This window comes from Shinella sp. HY16 (assembly GCF_028534175.1).
GTDB lineage: Bacteria > Pseudomonadota > Alphaproteobacteria > Rhizobiales > Rhizobiaceae > Shinella.
Genome location: NZ_JAHYXL010000001.1, coordinates 823,112 through 842,780, shown reverse-complemented (window position 1 = coordinate 842,780; position 19,669 = coordinate 823,112). Strand labels below are relative to the sequence as shown.

Here is a 19,669-nt window from a genome sequence, read left to right as displayed (position 1 = left end):
CTTCTCCCCGCCTGCGGGGAGAAGGTCCCGACATGGGGATGAGGGGCAACGCAGTGTGATCAATCACAATGCAAAAAGCGGGCGCACGGCTTCCGCCGTCGCCCGCCAGAAATTCGGTCGAAGGGTCAGAGCATGCTGTCGATGAGGGCCGACATGGTGTCAACCGACATGTCCCCCGAATAGCGCTTGCCGTTGATCAGGAAGGTCGGCGTCGCCGCGATGCCGAATTCCTTGGCGCCGCGTTCGCGCACCGCATTTACATCATCCAGAAGCTTCTGGTTCGTCAAGCAGGCCTGGAAGCTCTCCTGTGTAAAACCGGCAAGTTTCGACATCTGCAGCAGCGCCTCGCGGCCATCCTGCGCTGCGGCCCAGGTTTCCTGCTGCTTCATCAGCATGGAGATCATCGGGAAGTACTGCGAGGCGTCCGAAAGCTCGGCCGGGTTCTGCGGCTTGCAGCGCGCCAGCATGAAGGCGGCGGCCGCGCGCGGGTCGAACGGGAACTCGCGCATGACGAAGCGGACCTTGCCGCTGTCGACATACTTCGTCTTGATCGCCTCGAACGTGTTGTTGTGGAAGGCAGCGCAATGCGGGCAGGTCGTCGACATGTATTCGACGATGGTGACCGGGGCATTGGCTTCGCCGAGCGCCATTTCCGGCAGCGCGCCGGGCTTCATCACTTCCGCCATGTCCACGTCGCCGTCGGCGGTGGGCACCTCGACGGACTTCGCCTCGGCGGCCGGCGCCTGGGCGGTCTCGGTCGTCGTGGTCGTCGTCGTTCCGGAGGAGGTGGCCGGCGTCGAGCTTGCGCTTTCGCCCGTCGTCGTCTGGCTGGTTTCAGGAGCCTTGGCGGTCTCCTCCTTCTTCTCGTCGGAGCAGGCAGCCAGCGTCACGGCGAGCGCCGCAACGGCAACGCCGGTCGCGAGGCGCTTCATCAGGCTCATTTCGGAAAGGGACATGGTCTCTCCTGTCGGGGATGGGAATTCTCGGATCCATTGACGCAAGTCCCAAGGAGGCTGCTTCGCGCATTCCCCGGAATTGCTATGGGCACTCCCGTTATACCTGCTTTGGGGCGGGAACAAGCGGAGTTAAGGCAAGTAACTTCAAAGAATTGTGACCGTTCGATGGTCGAAAGCGAGGCTTTCGGCCGCACTAGCGGCGCCGGCCGAGCACAGCCGTGCCGAGCCGTTTCAGCGCCGCCTTCAGGGCATCGCCCTCGATGCCGTCGACGAGGTCATCGAGATGGCGGGCGGCCGCGCCGGTCAAAGGGCGCGGCTTCGGCCGGCGGTTGGCATGGGGGCTGACCGGCTTCTGCACGATCTTCATCTGGTTCACGGCCGGAAAACCGAAGAAGCCGTTGATGCGCTGGATGATTTCGCCCTGCTGGTGGCTGAGGAAGAGGGCGCGGGCGCCCTCGCAGGCGATCGTCAGCACGCCCGGCTGGTGGCCGCCGCCCTCGCCCGCCATTTCGGAGGCGCGGCGCGGCCAGGTGATACGCTCCGGTCGCGTGCATTCGGCAAATTCCGCGCCCGCGATCTCGTCCCACGAGCCGAGCAGCATGGTGTTGATGCCGGCGCGTTTTGCCAGCACCGGGTCGATGAGGCCGTTGGCCACTTCACTGATCTGGACGACGCCTCGCCGATAGCCGCGCCGGGGCGCCTTGCTGGTGTTCACTTGCCTGCTCCCGATCGGGAAAATATTCCTGTTACGGCGAAAAATCGACTTGAAGATCGCCGCCTGCTTCGCCAGTTATAGAGCAATTCCAGCAAAAGTGTGCGAGCGTTTTGCGTCCGGAGCTGTGTTCGCATCATGGGTCGCTTCGACCCCGTTCAGGCCAATCATGACCCAAGCTCCCCGCATCACGGCGCCTGCCGATCTCGTTCTTGCCTGGTATGACAGGCATCACCGCGATTTGCCCTGGCGGGTGAGCCCGCCGATGGCGGCGCGCGGCGAACGTCCCGACCCCTACCGCATCTGGCTTTCCGAGGTGATGCTGCAGCAGACGACGGTGCAAGCGGTCAAGGCGTATTTCGCGCTCTTCACCACCCGCTGGCCGACGGTCACGGACCTCGCCGAGGCCGAGACGGAGGACGTGATGAAATCCTGGGCGGGCCTCGGCTACTATGCCCGCGCCCGCAATCTCAAGAAATGCGCCGAAGCCGTGGCCTTTCAGCATGGCGGGATCTTCCCCGACAGCGAGGACGGGCTGAAGGCGCTGCCCGGCATCGGCGACTATACGGCCGCAGCGATCGCCGCCATCGCCTTCAACCGGAAGAGCGCGGTGCTGGACGGCAATGTCGAGCGCGTCATCTCCCGCCTCCACGCCATCGAAACGCCCCTGCCCGCGGCAAAACCCGAGATGCGGGCGCTGGTCGCCGCCATGACGCCGGCGGACCGGCCGGGCGACTTCGCACAGGCGATGATGGACCTCGGCGCGACGATCTGCACCCCGCGCCGGCCGGCCTGCGCGCTCTGTCCCCTGAATGCCCGCTGTCGCGTGCTCGGGCACGCCGACCCGGAGCTCTATCCGCGCAAGGCGGCGAAGAAGGCAAAGCCCGTGCGGCTCGGTGCGGCCTTCGTCGCCGAGGACGAGACAGGCGCGGTCTTCCTGCGCAAGCGCGGGGAAACCGGCCTTCTCGGCGGCATGACGGAGGTGCCGGGCAGCGGCTGGACGGCACGGATCGACGGCGAGACCGGCCTTGCCGCCGCACCCTTTGCGGCCGACTGGCAGGCCTGCGGCACCGTCACCCATGTCTTTACGCATTTCGAGTTGCGCCTCTCCATCTACCGCTCCAGGCTGCCGCGCCAGACGCAGAGCGGCGACGGATGGTGGCAGGCCAGGGAAACGCTTGACGGCGAGGCGTTGCCGACCGTCATGAAGAAGGCAATAAAACAGGCCATACCCGACGCGTTTGGACGAACAGCGAGGAAAGCATGAGCAGCATCGAGATCCGACACATCGTCTTCGACATCGGCCGGGTGCTGATCCACTACGACCCGCACATTCCCTATGCCCGCCTCATTCCCGACGATGCCGAACGCAACTGGTTCTTCAGCAATGTCTGCACCCATGACTGGAACCTCGAACAGGACCGCGGCCGCGCCTGGGGCGATGCCGAGGCCCTGCTGATCGACGCGCATCCCGACCGGGCAGAGCATATCCGGGCGTTCCGCAAGCACTGGCATGAGATGGTCTCGCATGCCTATGTCGAGAGCGTCGCGATCATGGAGACGCTGATTGCCGAAGGCCGTGACGTGACCATGCTCACCAATTTCGCCGCCGATACGTTCAAGGAGGCGCGCAAGCTCTTCCCCTTCCTCGACATGCCGCGCGGCGTGACCGTTTCCGGCGAAATCGGCCTCATCAAGCCCGACCTTGCGATCTACGAGAAACACAGGCGCGATTTCGGTCTTTCGCCGGGCCACACGCTCTTCATCGACGACGCCGCGGTCAATGTCGAGGGCGCGCGCCTTGCCGGATGGAACGCGGTGCAGTTCACCGACCCCGAAAAACTGAAGGCAGACCTTGCCGCGCATGGCATCGCGCTCTGAGCAGCAGAGGGTAGAAACCGAAACGCCCGGAGCCAGAGGGCTCCGGGCGTTTTCGCATTTCCGGGACTGAAGGTACGAAAACCGGAAAAGCGATATCCGGCCTGCCCGGCCGGTTGATCGGCCCTGGCTTTCCGCAACGATTTCCGTTGCTTGGCCTGATGTGCTTTCGAAATCACACTAAGCCATTGATGGTTAACATCCGCTGAATCGCGCCAGTGGAAAATCGGGAGGCGCGACCCGAACGGCCCTCCCCCAAAAAAGCCACAGCCCCCGGTGCAGGGAACACCGGAGGCCGCAGCTGGAGAAACGGTAGTTCGGTGCCGGCCTATTCCAGGCCGGCCATGCCGGAGCGCACGACGGCACGCAGCGCATCGATCGGCTTCAGCTCGGCGCCATCGGCATAGTGCCAGAACGTCCAGCCGTTGCAGGCATCGAGCCCCTGCACCCTGGCGCCGACGCGGTGAATGGAGCCGGCGTCGTTGCCCGAGGCGAGCGTACCATCGGCGCGCACGATGGCGCTGTGGCGGCGACGGGCATCGGTGAGCACCGTGCCGGGTGCGATCAGCCCGCTTTCGATCAGCGTGTTGAAGGCAACGCGCGGTTCGGCCTTCTTGCCGCTCATCACCGACAGGGTTCCGCTGCCGAGCGGCTCGACTGCCTCGATGCGCTCGCGGGCCGCGTCGATATAGGCCTGCTCGCGCTCGATGCCGACGAAGTGGCGGCCGAGGCGCTTGGCGACGGCGCCGGTCGTACCGGAGCCGAAGAACGGGTCGAGCACCACGTCGCCGGGCTTGGAGGAAGCCATCAGGATGCGGGCGAGCAATGCTTCCGGCTTCTGCGTCGGATGCACCTTCTTGCCGTCCTCACCCTTCAGGCGCTCACCGCCGCTGCAGATCGGGAACAGCCAGTCCGAGCGCATCTGCACGTCGTCGTTGGCGGCCTTCATGGCGTCGTAGTTGAAGGTGTAGCCCTTGGCCTTCGGATCGCGCGTGGCCCAGATCATCGTCTCGTGCGCGTTCTGGAAGCGGCGGCCCTTGAAGTTGGGCATCGGGTTGGTCTTGCGCCAGACGATGTCGTTGAGGATCCAGAAGTTGAGATCCTGCAAGGTCGCGCCGACGCGGAAGATGTTGTGGTAGGAGCCGATGACCCAGATCGTGCCGGCGGGCTTCAGCACGCGCCGGCAGGCGAGCAGCCAGGCGCGGGTGAAGGCGTCATAGGCCTCGAAGGACGCGAACTGGTCCCACTCGTCGTCGCAGGCGTCGACCAGGCTCTGGTCGGGACGGTGCAGCGCACCGCCAAGCTGCAGGTTGTACGGCGGATCGGCAAAGATGACGTCGACGGACTGGTCCGGAAGCGCCTCGAGCGCGGCGACGCAGTCCCCCTTGATGATCGTGTCGAGCCAGCCGCTCTTGCGGGGCGAACGGGAGACGTCTGCAAGCGAAAGGACAGATGGCATTGAATACTCGCTGATACGCTGACTCGGAACTGAACTGGGGCTTATGGTTACCGAAGATGGTTACCAAAGGCTGAAGGGCCTGGAGAAAAAGCCAAATACGTTTCGCAACGGGATTTGCGCGCTTCATTCAAGGAACCGCGAATAGACGCCCCGCCTCGCCCGTCATGAAACAGCATCGCTGAGCCTTGCCGGCGTGGACGGCTGGCGTTTCCAGGGAAAACGGGGAGGAAAGACGTGCGTTTGAAAGCCGCCTTCATGCTTCTGGCGGGGCTTCTTGCCGCCACAGAGACGATTGCCGCCGACAAGACGATGATCGTGCTCGACGCGTCCGGCTCCATGTGGGGCCAGATCGGCGGACGCAGCAAGATCGAGATCGCCCGCGAGACGCTGGGCACGGTGCTGAAATCGGTACCCGCGGGCACCGAACTCGGCCTGATGGTCTATGGCCACCGCGAAAAGGGCTCGTGCAGCGACATCGAGCTGGCCGTGCCGCCGGGCGCGGGCACCGGGGAGGCGATCACATCCTTCGTCTCGGGCCTCAACCCCAAGGGCAAGACGCCGCTGACGCAATCCGTCGAGCAGGCCGCCGACATTCTCAAATACACCGAGGACAAGGCGACCGTGGTGCTGGTGACGGACGGGCTGGAGACCTGTGAGGCGGACCCCTGTGCCCTCGCCTCCGCGCTCGAAAGCAAGGGCGTCGACTTTACCACCCATGTCGTCGGCTTCGGCCTGACGGAAGAGGAAGGCAAGCAGGTCGCCTGCCTTGCCGAAAACACCGGCGGCAAATACTTCCAGGCATCCGACGCTTCCCAGCTCGTTGCCGCGCTGACGGCGACGGTGGCGGAAGCGCCGATGTCGAAGCCGGCCGAGGAAGTGGTGGAAGCCGAACCCGAGCCGGAGCCCGCCGTCGCGTTCAACACGGAGTTCGACAGTGTCCTTTCCGAGGGCGGCCCCTCGCTCGGCGACAACGACAATGTGTTCTGGGAAATCTACAAGGCGGATGCGGACGGCAAGCCGGCGGGCGACTACCTGGAGAGCCAGTACAAGGGCAAGTTTTCCGGCAACTATCCGCCGGGCAAGTATATCGCCGTGGCAACGCTGCAAAGCGCGGTCAAGCGCGAGGTGCCGTTCGAGGTGAAGGACGGCGCGGTCGCCAAGCCCTTCATCAACTTCGACGCCGGCCACGTGACGATCCACCCGAAGCGGACACCCGAGGCTGCCGAGGACGATGCGGACGCGGCCGTGGAGATTGCCTTCGGCGGCTACTCCACCACCTATTACGGCACGGCCAAGTTCTATGCCTCGGCCGGAGACGTGAAGCTGATCGGCAAGATCGGCCCGTCCATCGTCGAGGAGACGGTTTCCGTCAAGGCGGGCGAGACCATCGAGCGCGACCTCGTCATCGGTTCGGGCGTCGTGCTCAACAAGGCGATCTATGCGGAAGGCGGGACGGCGGTGGATTCCGGCAACGTCTTCTTCGAGGTGGTGGCGGCCAACAAGAACATCGACGGCACCCGCAAGAGCATCGCCTACAATTACGGCACCGGCACGAAGCTGGACGTCCCGCCGGGCGAGCACGTTCTGACCGCAAAGCTCGGCTCGGCGACGGGCGAGATCCCCTTCACGATCAAGGCAGGGGAGATGAAGGAGGTCACCGTCAACATCAATGCCGGCGTGCTGGCGATCACCGCGCCCGGGGCGAGCTTCATCGAGATCCTCAGCGCCGCGAAGGACATCCAGGGCAACCAGAAATCCATGTCCTACAACTACGGCGCCGAATGGCAGGACACGCTGCCGCCGGGGGACTACATCGTGGCCGTAAAATACGAAGGCGACGTCGCGCCGAAGCAGGCCAAGGCGACCGTCAAGGCCGGCGAGCGCTCGGAAGTGGCGGTACAGTAGGCGGAAAGCAACCTGCCGGGAAAACAGCGGCGCCCGCCTCCCCTTTTCGGGCGAGACGGGCGCCGCATCCGTGATCGTACCAGCCGCGCTACGCCGCGTGAAAGGCCCGGCTGTCGTCCGGGGCCTCGTTGCGGTCGTTGAGGCCGTAGTCCCTGACGACGCTGGCGATGCGCAGCCGATAGTTGTCGAAGGCGCCGTTGCGGCCGAGGGATTGGGCGGCACGGTGCTGCTCGCTGTTGCGCCAGGCCTTCACCGCCGCCTCGTCGCGCCAGAAGGAGAGCGACAGGAGACGCGTCGGGTCGGTGAGGCTGCGGAAGCGCTCGATCGAGATGAAACCTTCGCTGCTTTCCAGCAACGGGCGGAGGTCCCGCGCGGTGTCGAGATAGAGGTCGATGCGGCCGGGCGCCGGCACTACCTCGAAGATGACGGCGATCATGGCGTCACCCGCGGTGCATGCGGCAGCGAGACGTTCTTCAGGAAGATCCGGTCCTCCTTCAGGATGAAACGCTCGCTGCGGGCGAAATCGTAGTTCTCGCGGCCGAGCGGGTCGGCGGCAAGCCGGGCGCGATAGGCCTCGTAGGCGGCTAGGCTTTCAATGTTGTAGACACCGTAGGCGGTGGTGGCGGAGCCCTCGTGCGGGGCGAAATAGCCGATGAGATCGGCGCCGCACCGCGGGATCGCCTCGCCCCAGTTGCGGGCATAGGCGGCGAAGGCGTCCTTGCGGAACGGATCGATCTGGTAGCGGATGAAACAGGTGATCATGGTCGTCTCCTCGTTCTGGCCTCGTCCCGGATGCAAGAGCGCTCATGCGCCTGCTGGAATTGCCTGTGTTTACGCTGCCCTTTTCCCACATTGCCGAACGCGAATGCTTCGTCTATCGTCGAAGTATGAAAGAAGGCCCCGACATTTCCCAGATCGGCGCGCTGATCGGCGATCCCGCGCGCGCCAACATGCTGACCGCGCTGATGGGCGGGCAGGCGCTGACGGCGACCGAGCTTGCAGGCGCGGCCGGCGTCACGCTGCAGACCGCCAGCGCCCATCTTTCGAAGCTGGAGGGCGGCGGGCTGGTCGCCCAGCGCAAGCAGGGCCGGCACCGCTATTTCGCGCTCGGCGACGACGAGGTGGGGCTGCTGCTCGAAAACATCATGGGTTTTGCGGCGAACCGCGGGCTGATGCGCACCCGGCCCGGCCCGAAGGACCCGGCACTGCGCAAGGCGCGCGTCTGCTACAACCACCTTGCCGGCGATTTCGGCGTGCGCATGCTCGACCGGCTCGTGGCCGACGGGGATGTGGCGCTTGACGGCGAGGACGCGGCGCTGACGCCCACCGGCGAGGCACGCATCACCGCCATGGGCATCGACGTCGCCGCGCTGAGGACCCAGCGCCGCCCCGTCTGCCGCACCTGCCTCGACTGGAGCGAGCGGCGCTCGCACCTTGCCGGCTCGCTCGGCGAGGCGCTGCTCGCCCGCTTCATCGCCGACGGCTGGGCGAAGCGCGAAAAGGACAGCCGCGCCATCCGTTTCACGCCGGACGGCGAGCGACGCTTCCTGGCACTGTTCCCGGACTAGCCGCCGCATAGCTCGTCTCCGGAATCGGCAATTGTCGCCGCGCGCCCTTTCGTGTAGGGAGACCGCGGCTTCACGGGCGATCCCGCCCCTTCGTTCTACCGCAATTCCCGACGCCCATCCGCGTCCCGCCCCTTGCGGGCAATTGCGCCATTGAAAGACGGTTTGTCATGGACGGTTTCGACCTCATCATCTTCGACTGCGACGGCGTTCTGGTCGATTCGGAAATTATCGCCGCCGAGGTTGAATCGGCGCTTCTGACCGATGCGGGCTATCCGATCAGCGTCGAGGAGATGGGCGAGCGCTTTGCCGGCATGACCTGGCAGAACATCCTGCTTGCCGTCGAACGCGAGGCCGACATCCCGCTCTCCGCCTCGCTGCTCGACAAGTCGGAAAAGCTGCTCGATGCGCGCCTCGCCCAGGAGGTGAAGGTCATCGACGGCGTCAAGCTGATGCTCTCCCGCATCCGCAAGCCCTATTGCATCTGCTCGAACTCCTCTGCACCCCGCCTCGACATGATGCTCTCGAAGGTCGGTCTGCGGGAGGTCTTCGGCCCCTATGTCTATTCGGCCAAGGACCTCGGCGCGGACCGCGTCAAGCCGAAGCCGGACATTTTCCTGCACGGCGCCAAGCAGTTCGGCGCGAACCCGGCCAACACGCTGGTCATCGAGGATTCCGTGCATGGCATCGCCGGTGCGCGCGCCGCCGGCATGCGCGTCGTCGGCTTCACCGGCGCCTCGCACACCTACCCCTCGCACGCCGATCGCCTCACCGAAGCCGGCGCCGAGACCGTGATCTCGCGCATGAGCGAACTGCCGGACGTCATCGCGGCGCTTGCCGAATGGCAGGAAGCGATCTGAGCCGATTGCATCCAGGAACAAAAAGGCCGCGGAAGCATGCTCCCGCGGCCTTTTTCATTCCCTCCGGCCGGAGCCGTCATTTCGTGTTGTACGGGCCTTCGTCGAAGCCGACATAGACCTTGGTGAAGCCGCCGGAACCACCGGGCAGCGCCACGTCACCCTTGGTGAAGATGAACTGGCCGGCGTCCGTGTTCACGGCATACTGGACGAGTTCGGAATAGAGCGTCGTCTTGCCGTCCGTGGCGGCGACGCGGATCGGCACATTGACCGTTCCCCCACTGCCGGCAGGGCCGGACACGACGCGCCCCTGCACCATCACGGTCATGACGAGCTGGTTCTGGTTCAGCACGCACTGGCGGGTCGAGTCGGCGAGCGTCACCTGGTAGAGCAGCTTCTGCGGATCGTCCTTGGCGCCCTTGGCGTAGCGGCGCATCACAGCCGTGCCGTCGCGCAGATAGACCTGCGGGCACGAGCCCTGCACGACGGCGGTGCCCGTCTGCTGCTGGGTGGCCGTTTGTACGCCAGACGGATCGCTCGTCACGCCGAGATCGGCGGGCTTGTCGGTCTGATTGCAACCGGCGACGACGGCGAGAAGAGATATGCCGAGAAAGCGGCGGATATTCATTCCAAACACGATACTGTAACCCCTGCGATCAGGCCCCGCCCCCGGCGTGCAAGCCTTTCGGAACTCTTTTACGGGCCTTTTCACGACCCTAGGCGATGGTCTATAGCAGCGACGTGGCGAAAAATCGATTGTCGATTGAAACCGCCCGCAGAATTTCGACACGGCCCGTTTCACGCCGGAGCGGGCAGAATGCAACGGCATTGCCACGATCTGCCGCAAAGTGACCCGCGGCCTTGCGTGGCCTTTCGCTAGACTGGGCGACAGAGCATTGGTACGAAGCGACAGTCGGTTCCTGCGATTTTCGTCGCTCGAAATCATCAACCTTCCCAAGGACGTATGAACGTGGACTATGTTTCGACGCGGGGCGAGGCCCCTTCCCTCGGCTTCTCCGATGCGCTTCTGGCGGGTCTAGCCCGCGACGGTGGCCTCTATGTGCCGCGTGAATGGCCGAGCTTCTCCAAGAAGGAGATCCGCGCGCTGCGCGGCAAGTCCTACCAGGAGATCGCCTTCACGGTGCTCTCGCCCTTCGTCAAGGGCGACATCCCCGCAGACACGTTCCGCACGATGATCGACGAGGCCTATGCGACCTTCCGCCATCCGGCGATCGCGCCGCTGGTGCAGACGGGGCCGAACTCCTTCGTCATGGAGCTCTTCCACGGCACGACGCTCGCCTTCAAGGACGTGGCGATGCAGCTGCTCGCCCGGCTGATGGACCACGCACTGGCGGCCCGCGGCGCGCGCGCCACCATCGTCGGCGCCACCTCGGGCGATACCGGCGGGGCGGCGATCGACGCCTTTGCCGGCCGCGAGCGTACCGACATCTTCATCCTCTTCCCCGAGGGCAAGGTCTCGCCGGTGCAGCAGCGCCAGATGACGACCTCCAAGGAAAAGAACGTCCACGCGCTTGCCATCAAGGGCAATTTCGACGACTGCCAGAACCTCGTCAAGGCGATGTTCAACGACGTGAAATTCCGCGACCGGGTACAGCTCTCGGGTGTCAACTCGATCAACTGGGCGCGCATCATGGCCCAGATCGTCTACTACTTCACCAGCGCCGTGGCGCTGGGCGGCCCGGACCGGAAGATCTCCTACACCGTACCGACAGGCAATTTCGGCGACATCTTTGCCGGCTATGCCGCCAAGCGCATGGGCCTGCCGATCGACAAGCTGATCATCGCCACCAACGAGAACGACATCCTCGCGCGCACGCTGAAGACCGGGCGCTACGAGATGAAGGAGGTGAAGGCCACCACCTCGCCATCGATGGACATCCAGATCTCGTCCAACTTCGAGCGCCTCTTGTTCGAGACCCATGGCCGGGATGCCGGCGCGGTGCGCCGCGCCATGGAAAGCCTCAAGCAATCCAGCGCCTTCGACATCGGAGAAAAGGCGCTGAAGGCGATCCGCAAGGATTTCCGCGCCGGCCGCGCGTCCGAAAAGCAGGTGGCTGCGACGATCAAGGATACGCTTGCCGAGACCGGCTATCTGCTCGATCCGCATTCGGCGATCGGCGTCTTCGTCGCCGCCAAGCACGAGAAGCCCGGCGCGCCCATGGTGACGCTCGCCACCGCCCATCCCGCGAAATTCCCCGCCGCAGTAAAATCGGCCAGCGGTATTGACCCGGCGCTTCCGACGTGGCTTGCTGACCTCATGCAAAGGGAGGAGCGGTTCGACGTCCTCGATGCGGAGCTCGATGCGGTGGAAGACTTCATCGGGAAACACACGCGGGTTCGAGGCTAGAAACGCAGAAAGTGCGCAGGATGAAAGTTGAGTGCACCCGGCTTCAATCCGGGTTGACCGTGGTGACCGAAAACATGCCGCATCTCGAGAGTGTCGCTCTCGGCGTGTGGATCAAGTCGGGGTCACGCAACGAAACCACGGACGAGCACGGCATCGCCCATCTTCTGGAACACATGGCCTTCAAGGGGACGGAGCGTCGCTCCGCCCGCCAGATCGCCGAGGAAATCGAGAATGTCGGCGGCGAGGTCAACGCCGCCACCTCGACGGAGACCACCTCCTACTACGCCCGCGTGCTGAAGGACCACGTCCCGCTCGCGGTCGACATCCTTGCCGACATCCTGACGGAATCCGTCTTCGACGAGGAAGAGCTCCGCCGCGAGAAACACGTCATCCTGCAGGAAATCGGCGCGGCGAACGACACGCCCGACGACGTGGTCTTCGACAAGTTCTCCGAGGTCGCCTATCGCGACCAGATCATCGGCCGCGCCATTCTCGGCACGCCGGACTCGGTGCTGTCCTTCTCGCCCGGCGAGATCCGCTCCTATCTCGACCGCAACTATACGACGGACCGCATGTTCGTCGTGGCGGCCGGTGCCGTTAACCACGAAGACTTCGTGCGCCAGGTCGAGGACCGCTTTTCCTCACTTCCGACCGCACCGAAAATCTCGCCTGTCTTCGAACCGGCCCGCTATACCGGCGGCGACATCCGCGAGACGCGCGACCTGATGGATGCGCAGGTGCTGCTCGGCTTCGAGGGCAAGGCCTACCATGCCCGCGACTTCTACTGTTCGCAGATCCTCGCCAACATCCTCGGCGGGGGCATGTCCTCGCGCCTCTTCCAGGAGGTGCGTGAGCACCGGGGCCTGTGTTACTCGATCTACGCCTTCCACTGGGGCTTTTCGGACACCGGCATCTTCGGCATCCATGCCGCGACCGGCGGCGAGAACCTGCCGGAACTGATGCCCGTCATCTTTGACGAGCTGAAGAAGTCCTCCGAGACGATCCACCAGCAGGAAATCGAGCGCGCCCGCGCGCAGATCCGCGCCCAGCTTCTGATGGGTCAGGAAAGCCCTGCAGCCCGCGCCGGCCAGATCGCCCGCCAGATGATGCTCTACGGCCGCCCGATCCCCAACGAGGAGCTGATGGAGCGCCTTGCCGGCATCACCATCGAGCGCCTGACGGACCTTGCCGGCCGCCTGTTCTTCGATACCGTGCCGACCATCTCGGCCATCGGCCCGCTGGAGCATCTCGTCTCGACCGGCGACATCACGCGTTCGCTGTCGCGCCAGGCCCTTCCCGACCGCGCGGCGAGCTGAGGAGACCATCTCCCACAACTGCCGGGAAAACTTCCGGCAGCGGTGTCGGAACGGAGATGGCGTGTCCGTCCTTGTCCTGAAACGGAAAGGAGATGGACCATGGCCGACCTCGTTCTCACGACCTTCGACTGGATGCCCGAAATGCCGCGCGGCTTCGTGCGCGACCTGCGCGTGCGCTGGGCACTGGAGGAGGCCGGATTGCCCTACCGTGTCGAGAGCGTGCCCTTTGGCGACCGCAAGGCCAGGCACCTCGCGCACCAGCCCTTCGGCCAGGTGCCCTGGCTCGTGGATGGCGACATCTCGATCTTCGAGACCGGTGCGATCCTGCTCCATCTCGGCGAACGCAGCGCGGCCCTGATGCCCACCGATCCGCGCGGCCGGAGCGACGCCATCAAGTGGCTTTTCGCGGCACTCAATTCCGTCGAGATGGCGAGCCTGCCCTGGGCCCTGCTGATGTTCGCGAACGTTCCCACAGGTTCACCCTCGCGCAAGCCGCTCGACAGCTTTCTCACGCTGCGGCTGCAGCGCATGGAAGCGGTCCTTTCGGAACGTGAGTGGCTGGCCGGCCGCTTCTCCATCGCCGACATCGTGATGGCGGACGTGCTTCGCCTCGTCGAACGCTTCGGCGGGCTGGTGGATTATCCGGCCTGCCATACCTACATGACCCGCGCCACCGCCCGTCCTGCCTTTGCCAAGGCCCATGCCGACCAGATGGCGCATTTCGCGGCGGCGGACTGAGTGGCGAGGCACGTCAGGATACAGGGATCAGCATGCTCAAGGTCATCGCACAGGATTTCATTCGCCCCGAGGCGGTCGATATCGTCCGGCCGCTCTACCGGGAGCTCATCGAGCTCACCCGCCGGGAGCCGCTGTGCATCAGCTACGATCTCTTCACGGACCAGAAGAATCCCGGCCACTTCGTCTTCATCGAAACCTGGCCGGACCGTGCGGCGCTGGATGTGCACTGCGCCACCGAACACTTCCGCCGCCTCGTCCCGCAGATCGACGCCCATCAGCGGGAAAAGGGTACCTATATCTTGATGGACGGCTTCGATCCGGCCGGCTGAAATCGGAAAGACGGGAAAATCATGCAGAAAATCGCCGCGATGCTCGAACGCGCCCAATGGGCGGAAAAGCCCGACGTCTGGCAGGGCGAGTTCGAAGGCCAGGCCTTCGGCACCGACGTCTCCGTCGTGTTCTACACCACGGACGAGATCGGGCGCGGCCCGCCGCTCCACCGGCATCCCTATGACGAGATCTTCATCGTGCGTCAGGGCCGTGCGCTCTTCACGGTGGGCGACCGGCAGCTTGAGGCAAGCGCCGGGCAGATCGTCTTCGGGCCGGCCAATGTGCCGCACAAGTTCGTCAATCTCGGCCCCGGCCGGCTGGAGACGACGGACCTGCATGTGACAGCGGTGTTCGCCCAGGAGGATCTCGAGTAGCAGGCATTCACGGTGCCATGCAAAAAACGCATGCCTACGCTGCAAGCATATGCATTTTTTCCGGGCACGCGATTGTTTATATCATTGGCAACACAAAGGAGTTGACCAATGAACATCTTCGCAAAGCTCAAGAAGAACGCCGCCGACCGCCGTGCCGTCCGTGAACTCAACGCCCTCGACGACCGCGCCCTCCAGGACCTCGGCATCTCGCGCTCGAACATCCAGTCCGCCGTCAAGGGCCTCGTTGTTTTCGGCTGAGCCATCCGGCAGGAAAGCCGGGCGCCAGGCCTGATGACGGGGCGCGCTTGATGAAGCGCTCGAACCGGTCGTCCCGCCCTCACCGGAAGGTGGAGCGCCGATGGCTTTGAAGACGCAACCCGCCGCAAGGCGGGTTTTGTTTTTTCGGGACTTTTCCCGCCACGCCGAGGCCCCAGTCCCCCCGGACCATTTGACGCCGGTGAGCCTCTCGGCATAATCTTGTCCGACAAGGCACGCCACGCATCGGCGCGCGCGGAGGGCGAATGGCACGGTCGGTTTTTCGGTTTCTGTCCCGGCAGTCCGACACCGTGGAACTTGCCGACGATCGGCACCTCCTGCGCCTGCCCCGCTTCCAGGACTACCGGCAATGGTATCAGCTGCGCTCGGAAAGCCGCCGCTTCCTTGAGCCGTGGGAGCCGACCTGGCGCAACGACGAGTTGACGGAGAGCGCGTTTCGCGCCCGTGTTCTCAGAAATGAACAGGAATTTTCCTCCGGCCAGGCCGTGCCGCTCTTCGTGTTCGCGCGCGAGGAAAAGGCGCTGCTCGGCGGGCTGACCATCGGCTATATCAGGCGCGGCGCTGCGCAATGCTGCATGATCGGCTACTGGATGGGCGAGCGGCATGCCGGCCAGGGCCATATGCATGGTGCCCTGAAACTGGTCATACCGTATATCTTTTCGAGCCTTCAGTTGCACCGTATCGAGGCAGCCTGTATTCCAGACAATCAGAGAAGCATCCGTCTCCTTGAAAAGGCCGGCTTTCGGCAGGAAGGCTACCTTCGGGAGTATCTGAAGATAAACGGGGAGTGGCGCGACCACGTGATGTTTTCGCTTCTGGCGGCCGACAGGCGGCCGTAGGCGGCACCCGGGGCGCGACAGGACTGGGCAGACCTAAGGACCATGCAGTTTCAATGAAGCCTCTATCCGTGCCGCAAACGCTGCATGCCAGCCGGTTGCTCGCTCTCATCCTTCTGGCCACGATGCTCCTTTCCGGCATGATGACGGGACGCGCCTTTGCCGTCGAACCCGTCAAGATCTCCCGTGACGACACCGCGCTCGACCTCACCGCCACCACGGAAATCTATACCGGCCGGGGCGAGGCCTTCCAGGTCTCCACGGCACCCGGAACGGACGGCATCGTGCGCCGCATCGAGGTGCGCGCCACCTCGCAGGACCATCAGGGCGACTGGGCCGTCTTCGCGCTCGCCAACGTCTCTGAAGAGCAGATCGACCGCCTGATCGTCGCCCCGCATTTCCGCCTCGTGCAGTCGAAACTCTTCTGGCCGGACCTTGGGGCAAAGCGCATCATCTCGATCACCCCGAGCGAAGGCTTCGCGCTCGACCGCCAGCCGAGCGACGAGGCGGACGTCTTCCGCATCACGCTCAACCCCGGCACGGTCGTCACCTTCGTCGCGGAGCTGGCGACGCCCGATCTGCCGCAGATCTATCTCTGGGCGCCAGATTCCTACAAGGACACGGTCAACGCCTTCACGCTCTATCGCGGCATCGTGCTCGGCATTGCGGGCCTGCTCGCCGTCTTCCTCACCATCCTCTTCGTGGTGAAGGGCACCTCCATGCTGCCGGCGACGGCCGCGCTCGCCTGGGCCGTGCTCGGCTATATCTGCGTCGACTTCGGCTTTCTGTCCAAGCTCATCAGCATCACCGCGGGGGACGAGCGCATCTGGCGCGCCGGCACGGAGGTGTTCCTCGCCGCAGGCCTCGTCGTCTTCCTCTTCACATACCTGAACCTCAACCGCTGGCACGCGCATCTTTCCTATGCGACGCTCGCCTGGATTCTTGGCCTCGGCCTGCTCTTCGGCGTCGCGATCTACGATCCGCCGATCGCTTCCGGCATCGCCCGTCTCTCCTTCGCCCTGACCGGCACGGTCGGCATCGTGCTGATCGCCTATCTCGGCTTCAACCGCTACGACCGCGCCATCCTGCTCGTGCCCGCCTGGGCCCTCATCCTCGTCTGGCTGTTCGGCGCCTGGCTGACGGTGACGGGACAGCTCAACAACGACATCATCCAGCCGGCGCTCGGCGGCGGCCTCGTGCTGATCGTGCTGCTCATCGGCTTCACGGTGATGCAGCACGCCTTTGCCGGCGGCGCCTACAGCCAAGGGCTGTTCTCCGATCTCGAGCGCCAGTCGCTGGCGCTGACGGGCTCCGGCGACACGGTCTGGGACTGGGACGTGGCACGCGACCGCGTCGTCACCATCCCCGACATCTCCATCCAGCTCGGCCTTGCCCCTGGCGTCATGCACGGCCCGGCGCGCAACTGGCTGCCGCGTCTGCATCCGGACGACCGCGACCGTTTTCGCGCGACGCTGGACGTGCTCCTGGAGCACCGCAAGGGCCGGCTCAACCATCAGTTCCGCGTGCGCGCCGAGGACGGCCACTATCACTGGCTCGCCATCCGCGCCCGGCCGGTGCTCGGCGCGAACGGCGAGATCATCCGCTGCGTCGGCACGATCATCGACATCACCGAACAGAAGAACTCCGTCGACCGCCTGCTGCAGGACGCCCTGCACGACAACCTGACGGGCCTGCCGAACCGCCAGGTCTTCCTCGACCGGCTGCAATCGATCCTGTCGCTCACCGCAAGCTCGGACACTGTGCGCCCGACAGTGCTGACCATCGACATCGACCGCTACAAGCAGGTCAACGATGCGCTCGGCATCGCCGCCGGCGACAACATCCTCATCGCCCTCACCCGGCGTCTGCGCCGCCTCCTGAAGCCGCAGGACACGCTGGCACGGCTTGCCGGCGACCAGTTCGGCCTTATCCTGATGTCGGAGCGCGACCCCGCCAAGGTCGCGGATTTCGCCGATGCGGTCAGCAAGGCGATCATGGTGCCGATCAATTTCGGCGGCCGCGAGATCATCCTGACCGCCTCGATCGGCCTCGTCTCCTGGGTCGACCAGCAGGAAGACGCGCCGGGCCTGCTCAACGATGCGGAACTGGCCATGTACCGGGCCAAGAAGGGCGGCGGCAACCGCGTCGAACCCTTCCGTCCCGCCTTCCGCACCTTCGGCGCGGATCGCCTGCAGATCGAGACGGACCTGCGCCGCGCCATCGAGCGCAAGGAACTCTCGCTCGTCTATCAGCCGATCGTCCGCCTTTCCGATGCCGAGATCGCCGGCTTCGAGGCGCTGATGCGCTGGGACCACCCCAAACGCGGCAACATCTCGCCGACGGAATTCATCCCGATCGCGGAAAGCTCCGACCTTATCAACCAGCTCGGCCTCTTCGCCTTCGACAAGGCGGCGAGCGACCTGATGGACTGGCAGCTCCAGACCGGCGACCTGCCCGTCTTCGTCTCGGTCAACCTCTCCAGCGCCCAGCTCCTCAACAACGAGCTCTACAACGACGTGCGTGCCGCGCTCGCCAAGACGCGCTGCGCGCCGGAAAAGCTCAAGCTGGAACTCACCGAATCCGTGGTGATGGAGAACCCCGAGCAGGCCCGCCTGATCCTCACCAAGTTGAAGGATGTCGGCCTCGGCCTCGCGCTCGACGATTTCGGCACGGGCCATTCCTCGCTCTCCTATCTCACCCGCTTCCCCTTCGACACGATCAAGATCGACAAGGCGCTGGTGCGCGACGGTTCCGACAAGCGCACCGTGCTGCTCCGCTCCGTCATCTCCATGGCGCGGGAACTGGAAATGCAGGTCGTCGCCGAAGGCATCGAGTCCGAAGAGGACGCGATCGAGCTCGGCAACATGGGCTGCGAATTCGGCCAGAGCTATCTCTTCGGCCCGCCGATCGGCTACGATTCCGTGCTGCGGCTGCTGAAGGAGCGCTTTCCGCTGATGAAGCGGGCATAGACGCCCGCTACGAACGCCTCACCAGCCTGTTGATGAAATCCAGCTTCTGCACGACCGGTGGCGGCAGGACGAAGGGGTAGCTGTCGGGCTGGCCCATCGAACGCTGGATGGCGTTCATGGCGACGCTGAGCGGGATCCAGGCTTCGACGAGGCGACCGGCATCCGGGGCACGGTAGGGATCGAAGGTGACCTCGGCCTCCAGCTCCTCGTGGCCCTTCGGATCGGTGTTGAGGCCGAAGGCGCGGGCGGTTTCCAGCGTATCGACGATGTGGAAGAAATGTGCCCAGCACTCGGCGAAATCTTCCGCCGGGTGGCAGCTGGCATAGGCGCTGATGAAATGTTGCGGCCAGTCGGCGGGCGGCCCCTGTTCGTAGTTGCGCCGGAGGGCGGCGGCGTAGTCCGCGCGCTCGTCGCCGAAGAGGCGGCGAGCCTCTTCCAGCGTCGCCTCCTCGCGGATGAGCCGGGTCCAGTAGAAGTGGCCGATCTCATGGCGGAAATGGCCAAGCAGCGTGCGGTAAGGTTCGTCCATTGACACGCGCACGCCCTCGCGCACCTCATCGTCGGCCTCGGCCGCGCGTAGACTGACGAGGCCGTCCTCGTGACCGGTCATGGCGGCCTGGACGACATTGCCGCCGGCATCCAGCTCGTCGGCCAGAAAATCGAAGACGAGGCCGCCGGCAGGGTCGTCCTCGCGCGTCGGGTGCGGCAGCTTCCAGCGCAGGATGGAATAGAAGAGATGGCGCTGGGCTGCGCCGATACGCCGCCAGCGCTCCAGCCCCTTCGGGTCCGTGGTGGGCACGATGCGGTTGTGGCGGCAGGCCTCGCAGAAGGCGTGCGCGCTGTCAGCCAGCAGCAGCCAGTTGCAGACATCCTGCGCGGCGTTGTCGCAGAAGCGGTAGACGCCCTCGCCCGGCGCGATCTTCCAGAGCCCCTCGCCCTCCGGCACCAGGGCATGCAATGTCATGTCCTCGGCAAGAAACCCGAGCGTGGAGCCGCAACGCACGCAGACGCGGTTGTCGAAGTAGGTGGTCTGGCCGCATGTCGCACAGGTGAAAAGTTTCATGATGCCTCGATACGGCGATGGCCCTTCGACAAAATACCCGCATCGGCCGTTGGCGATACGGGTATTT

Annotated in this window: 20 protein-coding genes; 13 read left to right on the top strand and 7 right to left on the bottom strand. The window is 64.9% G+C overall.

The genetic code is table 11. The features are described 5' to 3' along the window. Positions 1 to 125: 125 nt before the first annotated feature. Both K0P03_RS04155 and K0P03_RS04150 read right to left on the bottom strand, forming a co-directional pair. A complete protein-coding gene (locus K0P03_RS04155) occupies positions 126 to 956 on the bottom strand; it encodes a DsbA family protein (protein ID WP_272788974.1) in 831 nt (276 codons plus the stop codon). A gap of 193 nt (positions 957 to 1,149) precedes the next feature. Continuing rightward, the gene (locus K0P03_RS04150; protein ID WP_023516536.1) at positions 1,150 to 1,671 is read right to left on the bottom strand and encodes a DUF721 domain-containing protein; all 522 of its coding nucleotides are present in this window, start codon (positions 1,669 to 1,671) and stop codon (positions 1,150 to 1,152) included. Positions 1,672 to 1,837: 166 nt separating this feature from the next. On the opposite strand from K0P03_RS04150, the gene mutY reads away from it, so the two are divergent. Continuing rightward, positions 1,838 to 2,935: an A/G-specific adenine glycosylase gene (gene mutY, locus K0P03_RS04145; RefSeq protein ID WP_023516537.1), complete on the top strand. Its 1,098-nt coding sequence runs from the start codon at positions 1,838 to 1,840 to the stop codon at positions 2,933 to 2,935. Next, positions 2,932 to 3,549, top strand: coding sequence for an HAD family hydrolase (locus K0P03_RS04140; protein WP_272788973.1), 618 nt, complete (start codon positions 2,932 to 2,934; stop codon positions 3,547 to 3,549). Before mutY ends, K0P03_RS04140 begins: the two co-directional genes overlap by 4 nt. Positions 3,550 to 3,874: 325 nt before the next feature. Here the strand turns inward: K0P03_RS04140 and K0P03_RS04135 are convergent, their stop codons facing one another. After that, a complete protein-coding gene (locus tag K0P03_RS04135; protein WP_023512584.1) occupies positions 3,875 to 5,005 on the bottom strand; it encodes a site-specific DNA-methyltransferase in 1,131 nt (376 codons plus the stop codon). Between the two features lie 234 nt (positions 5,006 to 5,239). Here K0P03_RS04135 and K0P03_RS04130 point away from each other — a divergent pair, with 234 nt between their 5' ends. Continuing rightward, positions 5,240 to 6,910 (top strand): vWA domain-containing protein, encoded by a 1,671-nt coding sequence (locus tag K0P03_RS04130; RefSeq protein ID WP_272788972.1) that lies wholly within the window; start codon positions 5,240 to 5,242, stop codon positions 6,908 to 6,910. A gap of 88 nt (positions 6,911 to 6,998) precedes the next feature. Here K0P03_RS04130 and K0P03_RS04125 read toward each other — a convergent pair whose 3' ends face one another. Together K0P03_RS04125 and K0P03_RS04120 are read right to left on the bottom strand one after the other, a co-directional pair. Then, positions 6,999 to 7,346, bottom strand: coding sequence for an antibiotic biosynthesis monooxygenase family protein (locus K0P03_RS04125; RefSeq protein ID WP_023512586.1), 348 nt, complete (start codon positions 7,344 to 7,346; stop codon positions 6,999 to 7,001). Then, complete coding sequence (locus K0P03_RS04120) at positions 7,343 to 7,672, bottom strand: NIPSNAP family protein (protein ID WP_023512587.1); 330 nt, start codon at positions 7,670 to 7,672, stop codon at positions 7,343 to 7,345. The genes K0P03_RS04125 and K0P03_RS04120 overlap by 4 nt, the downstream gene beginning before the upstream one ends. Before the next feature lie 125 nt (positions 7,673 to 7,797). Here K0P03_RS04120 and K0P03_RS04115 point away from each other — a divergent pair, with 125 nt between their 5' ends. Beyond that, positions 7,798 to 8,478 carry an ArsR/SmtB family transcription factor gene (locus K0P03_RS04115; protein WP_050743588.1) on the top strand — a complete coding sequence of 227 codons (681 nt, stop codon included), beginning with the start codon at positions 7,798 to 7,800 and terminating at the stop codon, positions 8,476 to 8,478. Positions 8,479 to 8,645: 167 nt separating this feature from the next. Next, a complete protein-coding gene (locus K0P03_RS04110) occupies positions 8,646 to 9,335 on the top strand; it encodes an HAD family hydrolase (protein WP_023512589.1) in 690 nt (229 codons plus the stop codon). Between the two features lie 76 nt (positions 9,336 to 9,411). Here the strand turns inward: K0P03_RS04110 and K0P03_RS04105 are convergent, their stop codons facing one another. Then, a complete protein-coding gene (locus K0P03_RS04105) occupies positions 9,412 to 9,969 on the bottom strand; it encodes a hypothetical protein (RefSeq protein ID WP_371260045.1) in 558 nt (185 codons plus the stop codon). 327 nt (positions 9,970 to 10,296) lie between these two features. Here K0P03_RS04105 and thrC point away from each other — a divergent pair, with 327 nt between their 5' ends. The 8 genes from thrC to K0P03_RS04065 all read left to right on the top strand — a co-directional run bounded on the left by thrC (position 10,297) and on the right by K0P03_RS04065 (position 18,539). Further along, positions 10,297 to 11,700 carry a threonine synthase gene (gene thrC / locus K0P03_RS04100; RefSeq protein ID WP_272788971.1) on the top strand — a complete coding sequence of 468 codons (1,404 nt, stop codon included), beginning with the start codon at positions 10,297 to 10,299 and terminating at the stop codon, positions 11,698 to 11,700. A gap of 20 nt (positions 11,701 to 11,720) precedes the next feature. Then, on the top strand, positions 11,721 to 13,016 hold the full coding sequence (locus tag K0P03_RS04095) for a M16 family metallopeptidase (RefSeq protein ID WP_023512592.1): 1,296 nt from the start codon (positions 11,721 to 11,723) through the stop codon (positions 13,014 to 13,016). Between the two features lie 99 nt (positions 13,017 to 13,115). Then, positions 13,116 to 13,754, top strand: a complete 639-nt coding sequence (locus tag K0P03_RS04090; protein WP_272788970.1) for a glutathione S-transferase family protein — start codon at positions 13,116 to 13,118, stop codon at positions 13,752 to 13,754. Positions 13,755 to 13,786: 32 nt separating this feature from the next. Further along, positions 13,787 to 14,083, top strand: coding sequence for a putative quinol monooxygenase (locus tag K0P03_RS04085; protein ID WP_272788969.1), 297 nt, complete (start codon positions 13,787 to 13,789; stop codon positions 14,081 to 14,083). Between the two features lie 21 nt (positions 14,084 to 14,104). Beyond that, positions 14,105 to 14,458 (top strand): cupin domain-containing protein, encoded by a 354-nt coding sequence (locus tag K0P03_RS04080; protein ID WP_050743469.1) that lies wholly within the window; start codon positions 14,105 to 14,107, stop codon positions 14,456 to 14,458. Between the two features lie 108 nt (positions 14,459 to 14,566). Then, on the top strand, positions 14,567 to 14,716 hold the full coding sequence (locus tag K0P03_RS04075; protein ID WP_023512596.1) for a DUF1127 domain-containing protein: 150 nt from the start codon (positions 14,567 to 14,569) through the stop codon (positions 14,714 to 14,716). Between the two features lie 263 nt (positions 14,717 to 14,979). Further along, on the top strand, positions 14,980 to 15,573 hold the full coding sequence (locus K0P03_RS04070) for a GNAT family N-acetyltransferase (protein ID WP_023512597.1): 594 nt from the start codon (positions 14,980 to 14,982) through the stop codon (positions 15,571 to 15,573). 122 nt (positions 15,574 to 15,695) lie between these two features. After that, entirely contained in the window at positions 15,696 to 18,539 is a 2,844-nt protein-coding gene (locus K0P03_RS04065; protein WP_371260047.1) for an EAL domain-containing protein, read from the top strand. A gap of 7 nt (positions 18,540 to 18,546) precedes the next feature. Here the strand turns inward: K0P03_RS04065 and K0P03_RS04060 are convergent, their stop codons facing one another. Then, entirely contained in the window at positions 18,547 to 19,602 is a 1,056-nt protein-coding gene (locus K0P03_RS04060; RefSeq protein ID WP_272788968.1) for a zinc-binding metallopeptidase family protein, read from the bottom strand. Between the last annotated feature and the right edge of the window lie 67 nt (positions 19,603 to 19,669).

Bases quoted from the DNA above. Each gene is read 5' to 3' on its own strand.
- K0P03_RS04155 (WP_272788974.1), bottom strand. From the start codon at position 956: ATGTCCCTTTCCGAAATGAGCCTGATGAAGCGCCTCGCGACCGGCGTT.
- mutY (WP_023516537.1), top strand. From the start codon at position 1,838: ATGACCCAAGCTCCCCGCATCACGGCGCCTGCCGATCTCGTTCTTGCC.
- K0P03_RS04140 (WP_272788973.1), top strand. From the start codon at position 2,932: ATGAGCAGCATCGAGATCCGACACATCGTCTTCGACATCGGCCGGGTG.
- K0P03_RS04135 (WP_023512584.1), bottom strand. From the start codon at position 5,005: ATGCCATCTGTCCTTTCGCTTGCAGACGTCTCCCGTTCGCCCCGCAAG.
- K0P03_RS04125 (WP_023512586.1), bottom strand. From the start codon at position 7,346: ATGATCGCCGTCATCTTCGAGGTAGTGCCGGCGCCCGGCCGCATCGAC.
- K0P03_RS04120 (WP_023512587.1), bottom strand. From the start codon at position 7,672: ATGATCACCTGTTTCATCCGCTACCAGATCGATCCGTTCCGCAAGGAC.
- K0P03_RS04115 (WP_050743588.1), top strand. From the start codon at position 7,798: ATGAAAGAAGGCCCCGACATTTCCCAGATCGGCGCGCTGATCGGCGAT.
- K0P03_RS04110 (WP_023512589.1), top strand. From the start codon at position 8,646: ATGGACGGTTTCGACCTCATCATCTTCGACTGCGACGGCGTTCTGGTC.
- thrC (WP_272788971.1), top strand. From the start codon at position 10,297: ATGAACGTGGACTATGTTTCGACGCGGGGCGAGGCCCCTTCCCTCGGC.
- K0P03_RS04095 (WP_023512592.1), top strand. From the start codon at position 11,721: ATGAAAGTTGAGTGCACCCGGCTTCAATCCGGGTTGACCGTGGTGACC.
- K0P03_RS04090 (WP_272788970.1), top strand. From the start codon at position 13,116: ATGGCCGACCTCGTTCTCACGACCTTCGACTGGATGCCCGAAATGCCG.
- K0P03_RS04085 (WP_272788969.1), top strand. From the start codon at position 13,787: ATGCTCAAGGTCATCGCACAGGATTTCATTCGCCCCGAGGCGGTCGAT.
- K0P03_RS04080 (WP_050743469.1), top strand. From the start codon at position 14,105: ATGCAGAAAATCGCCGCGATGCTCGAACGCGCCCAATGGGCGGAAAAG.
- K0P03_RS04075 (WP_023512596.1), top strand. From the start codon at position 14,567: ATGAACATCTTCGCAAAGCTCAAGAAGAACGCCGCCGACCGCCGTGCC.
- K0P03_RS04070 (WP_023512597.1), top strand. From the start codon at position 14,980: ATGGCACGGTCGGTTTTTCGGTTTCTGTCCCGGCAGTCCGACACCGTG.
- K0P03_RS04065 (WP_371260047.1), top strand. From the start codon at position 15,696: ATGCTCCTTTCCGGCATGATGACGGGACGCGCCTTTGCCGTCGAACCC.
- K0P03_RS04060 (WP_272788968.1), bottom strand. From the start codon at position 19,602: ATGAAACTTTTCACCTGTGCGACATGCGGCCAGACCACCTACTTCGAC.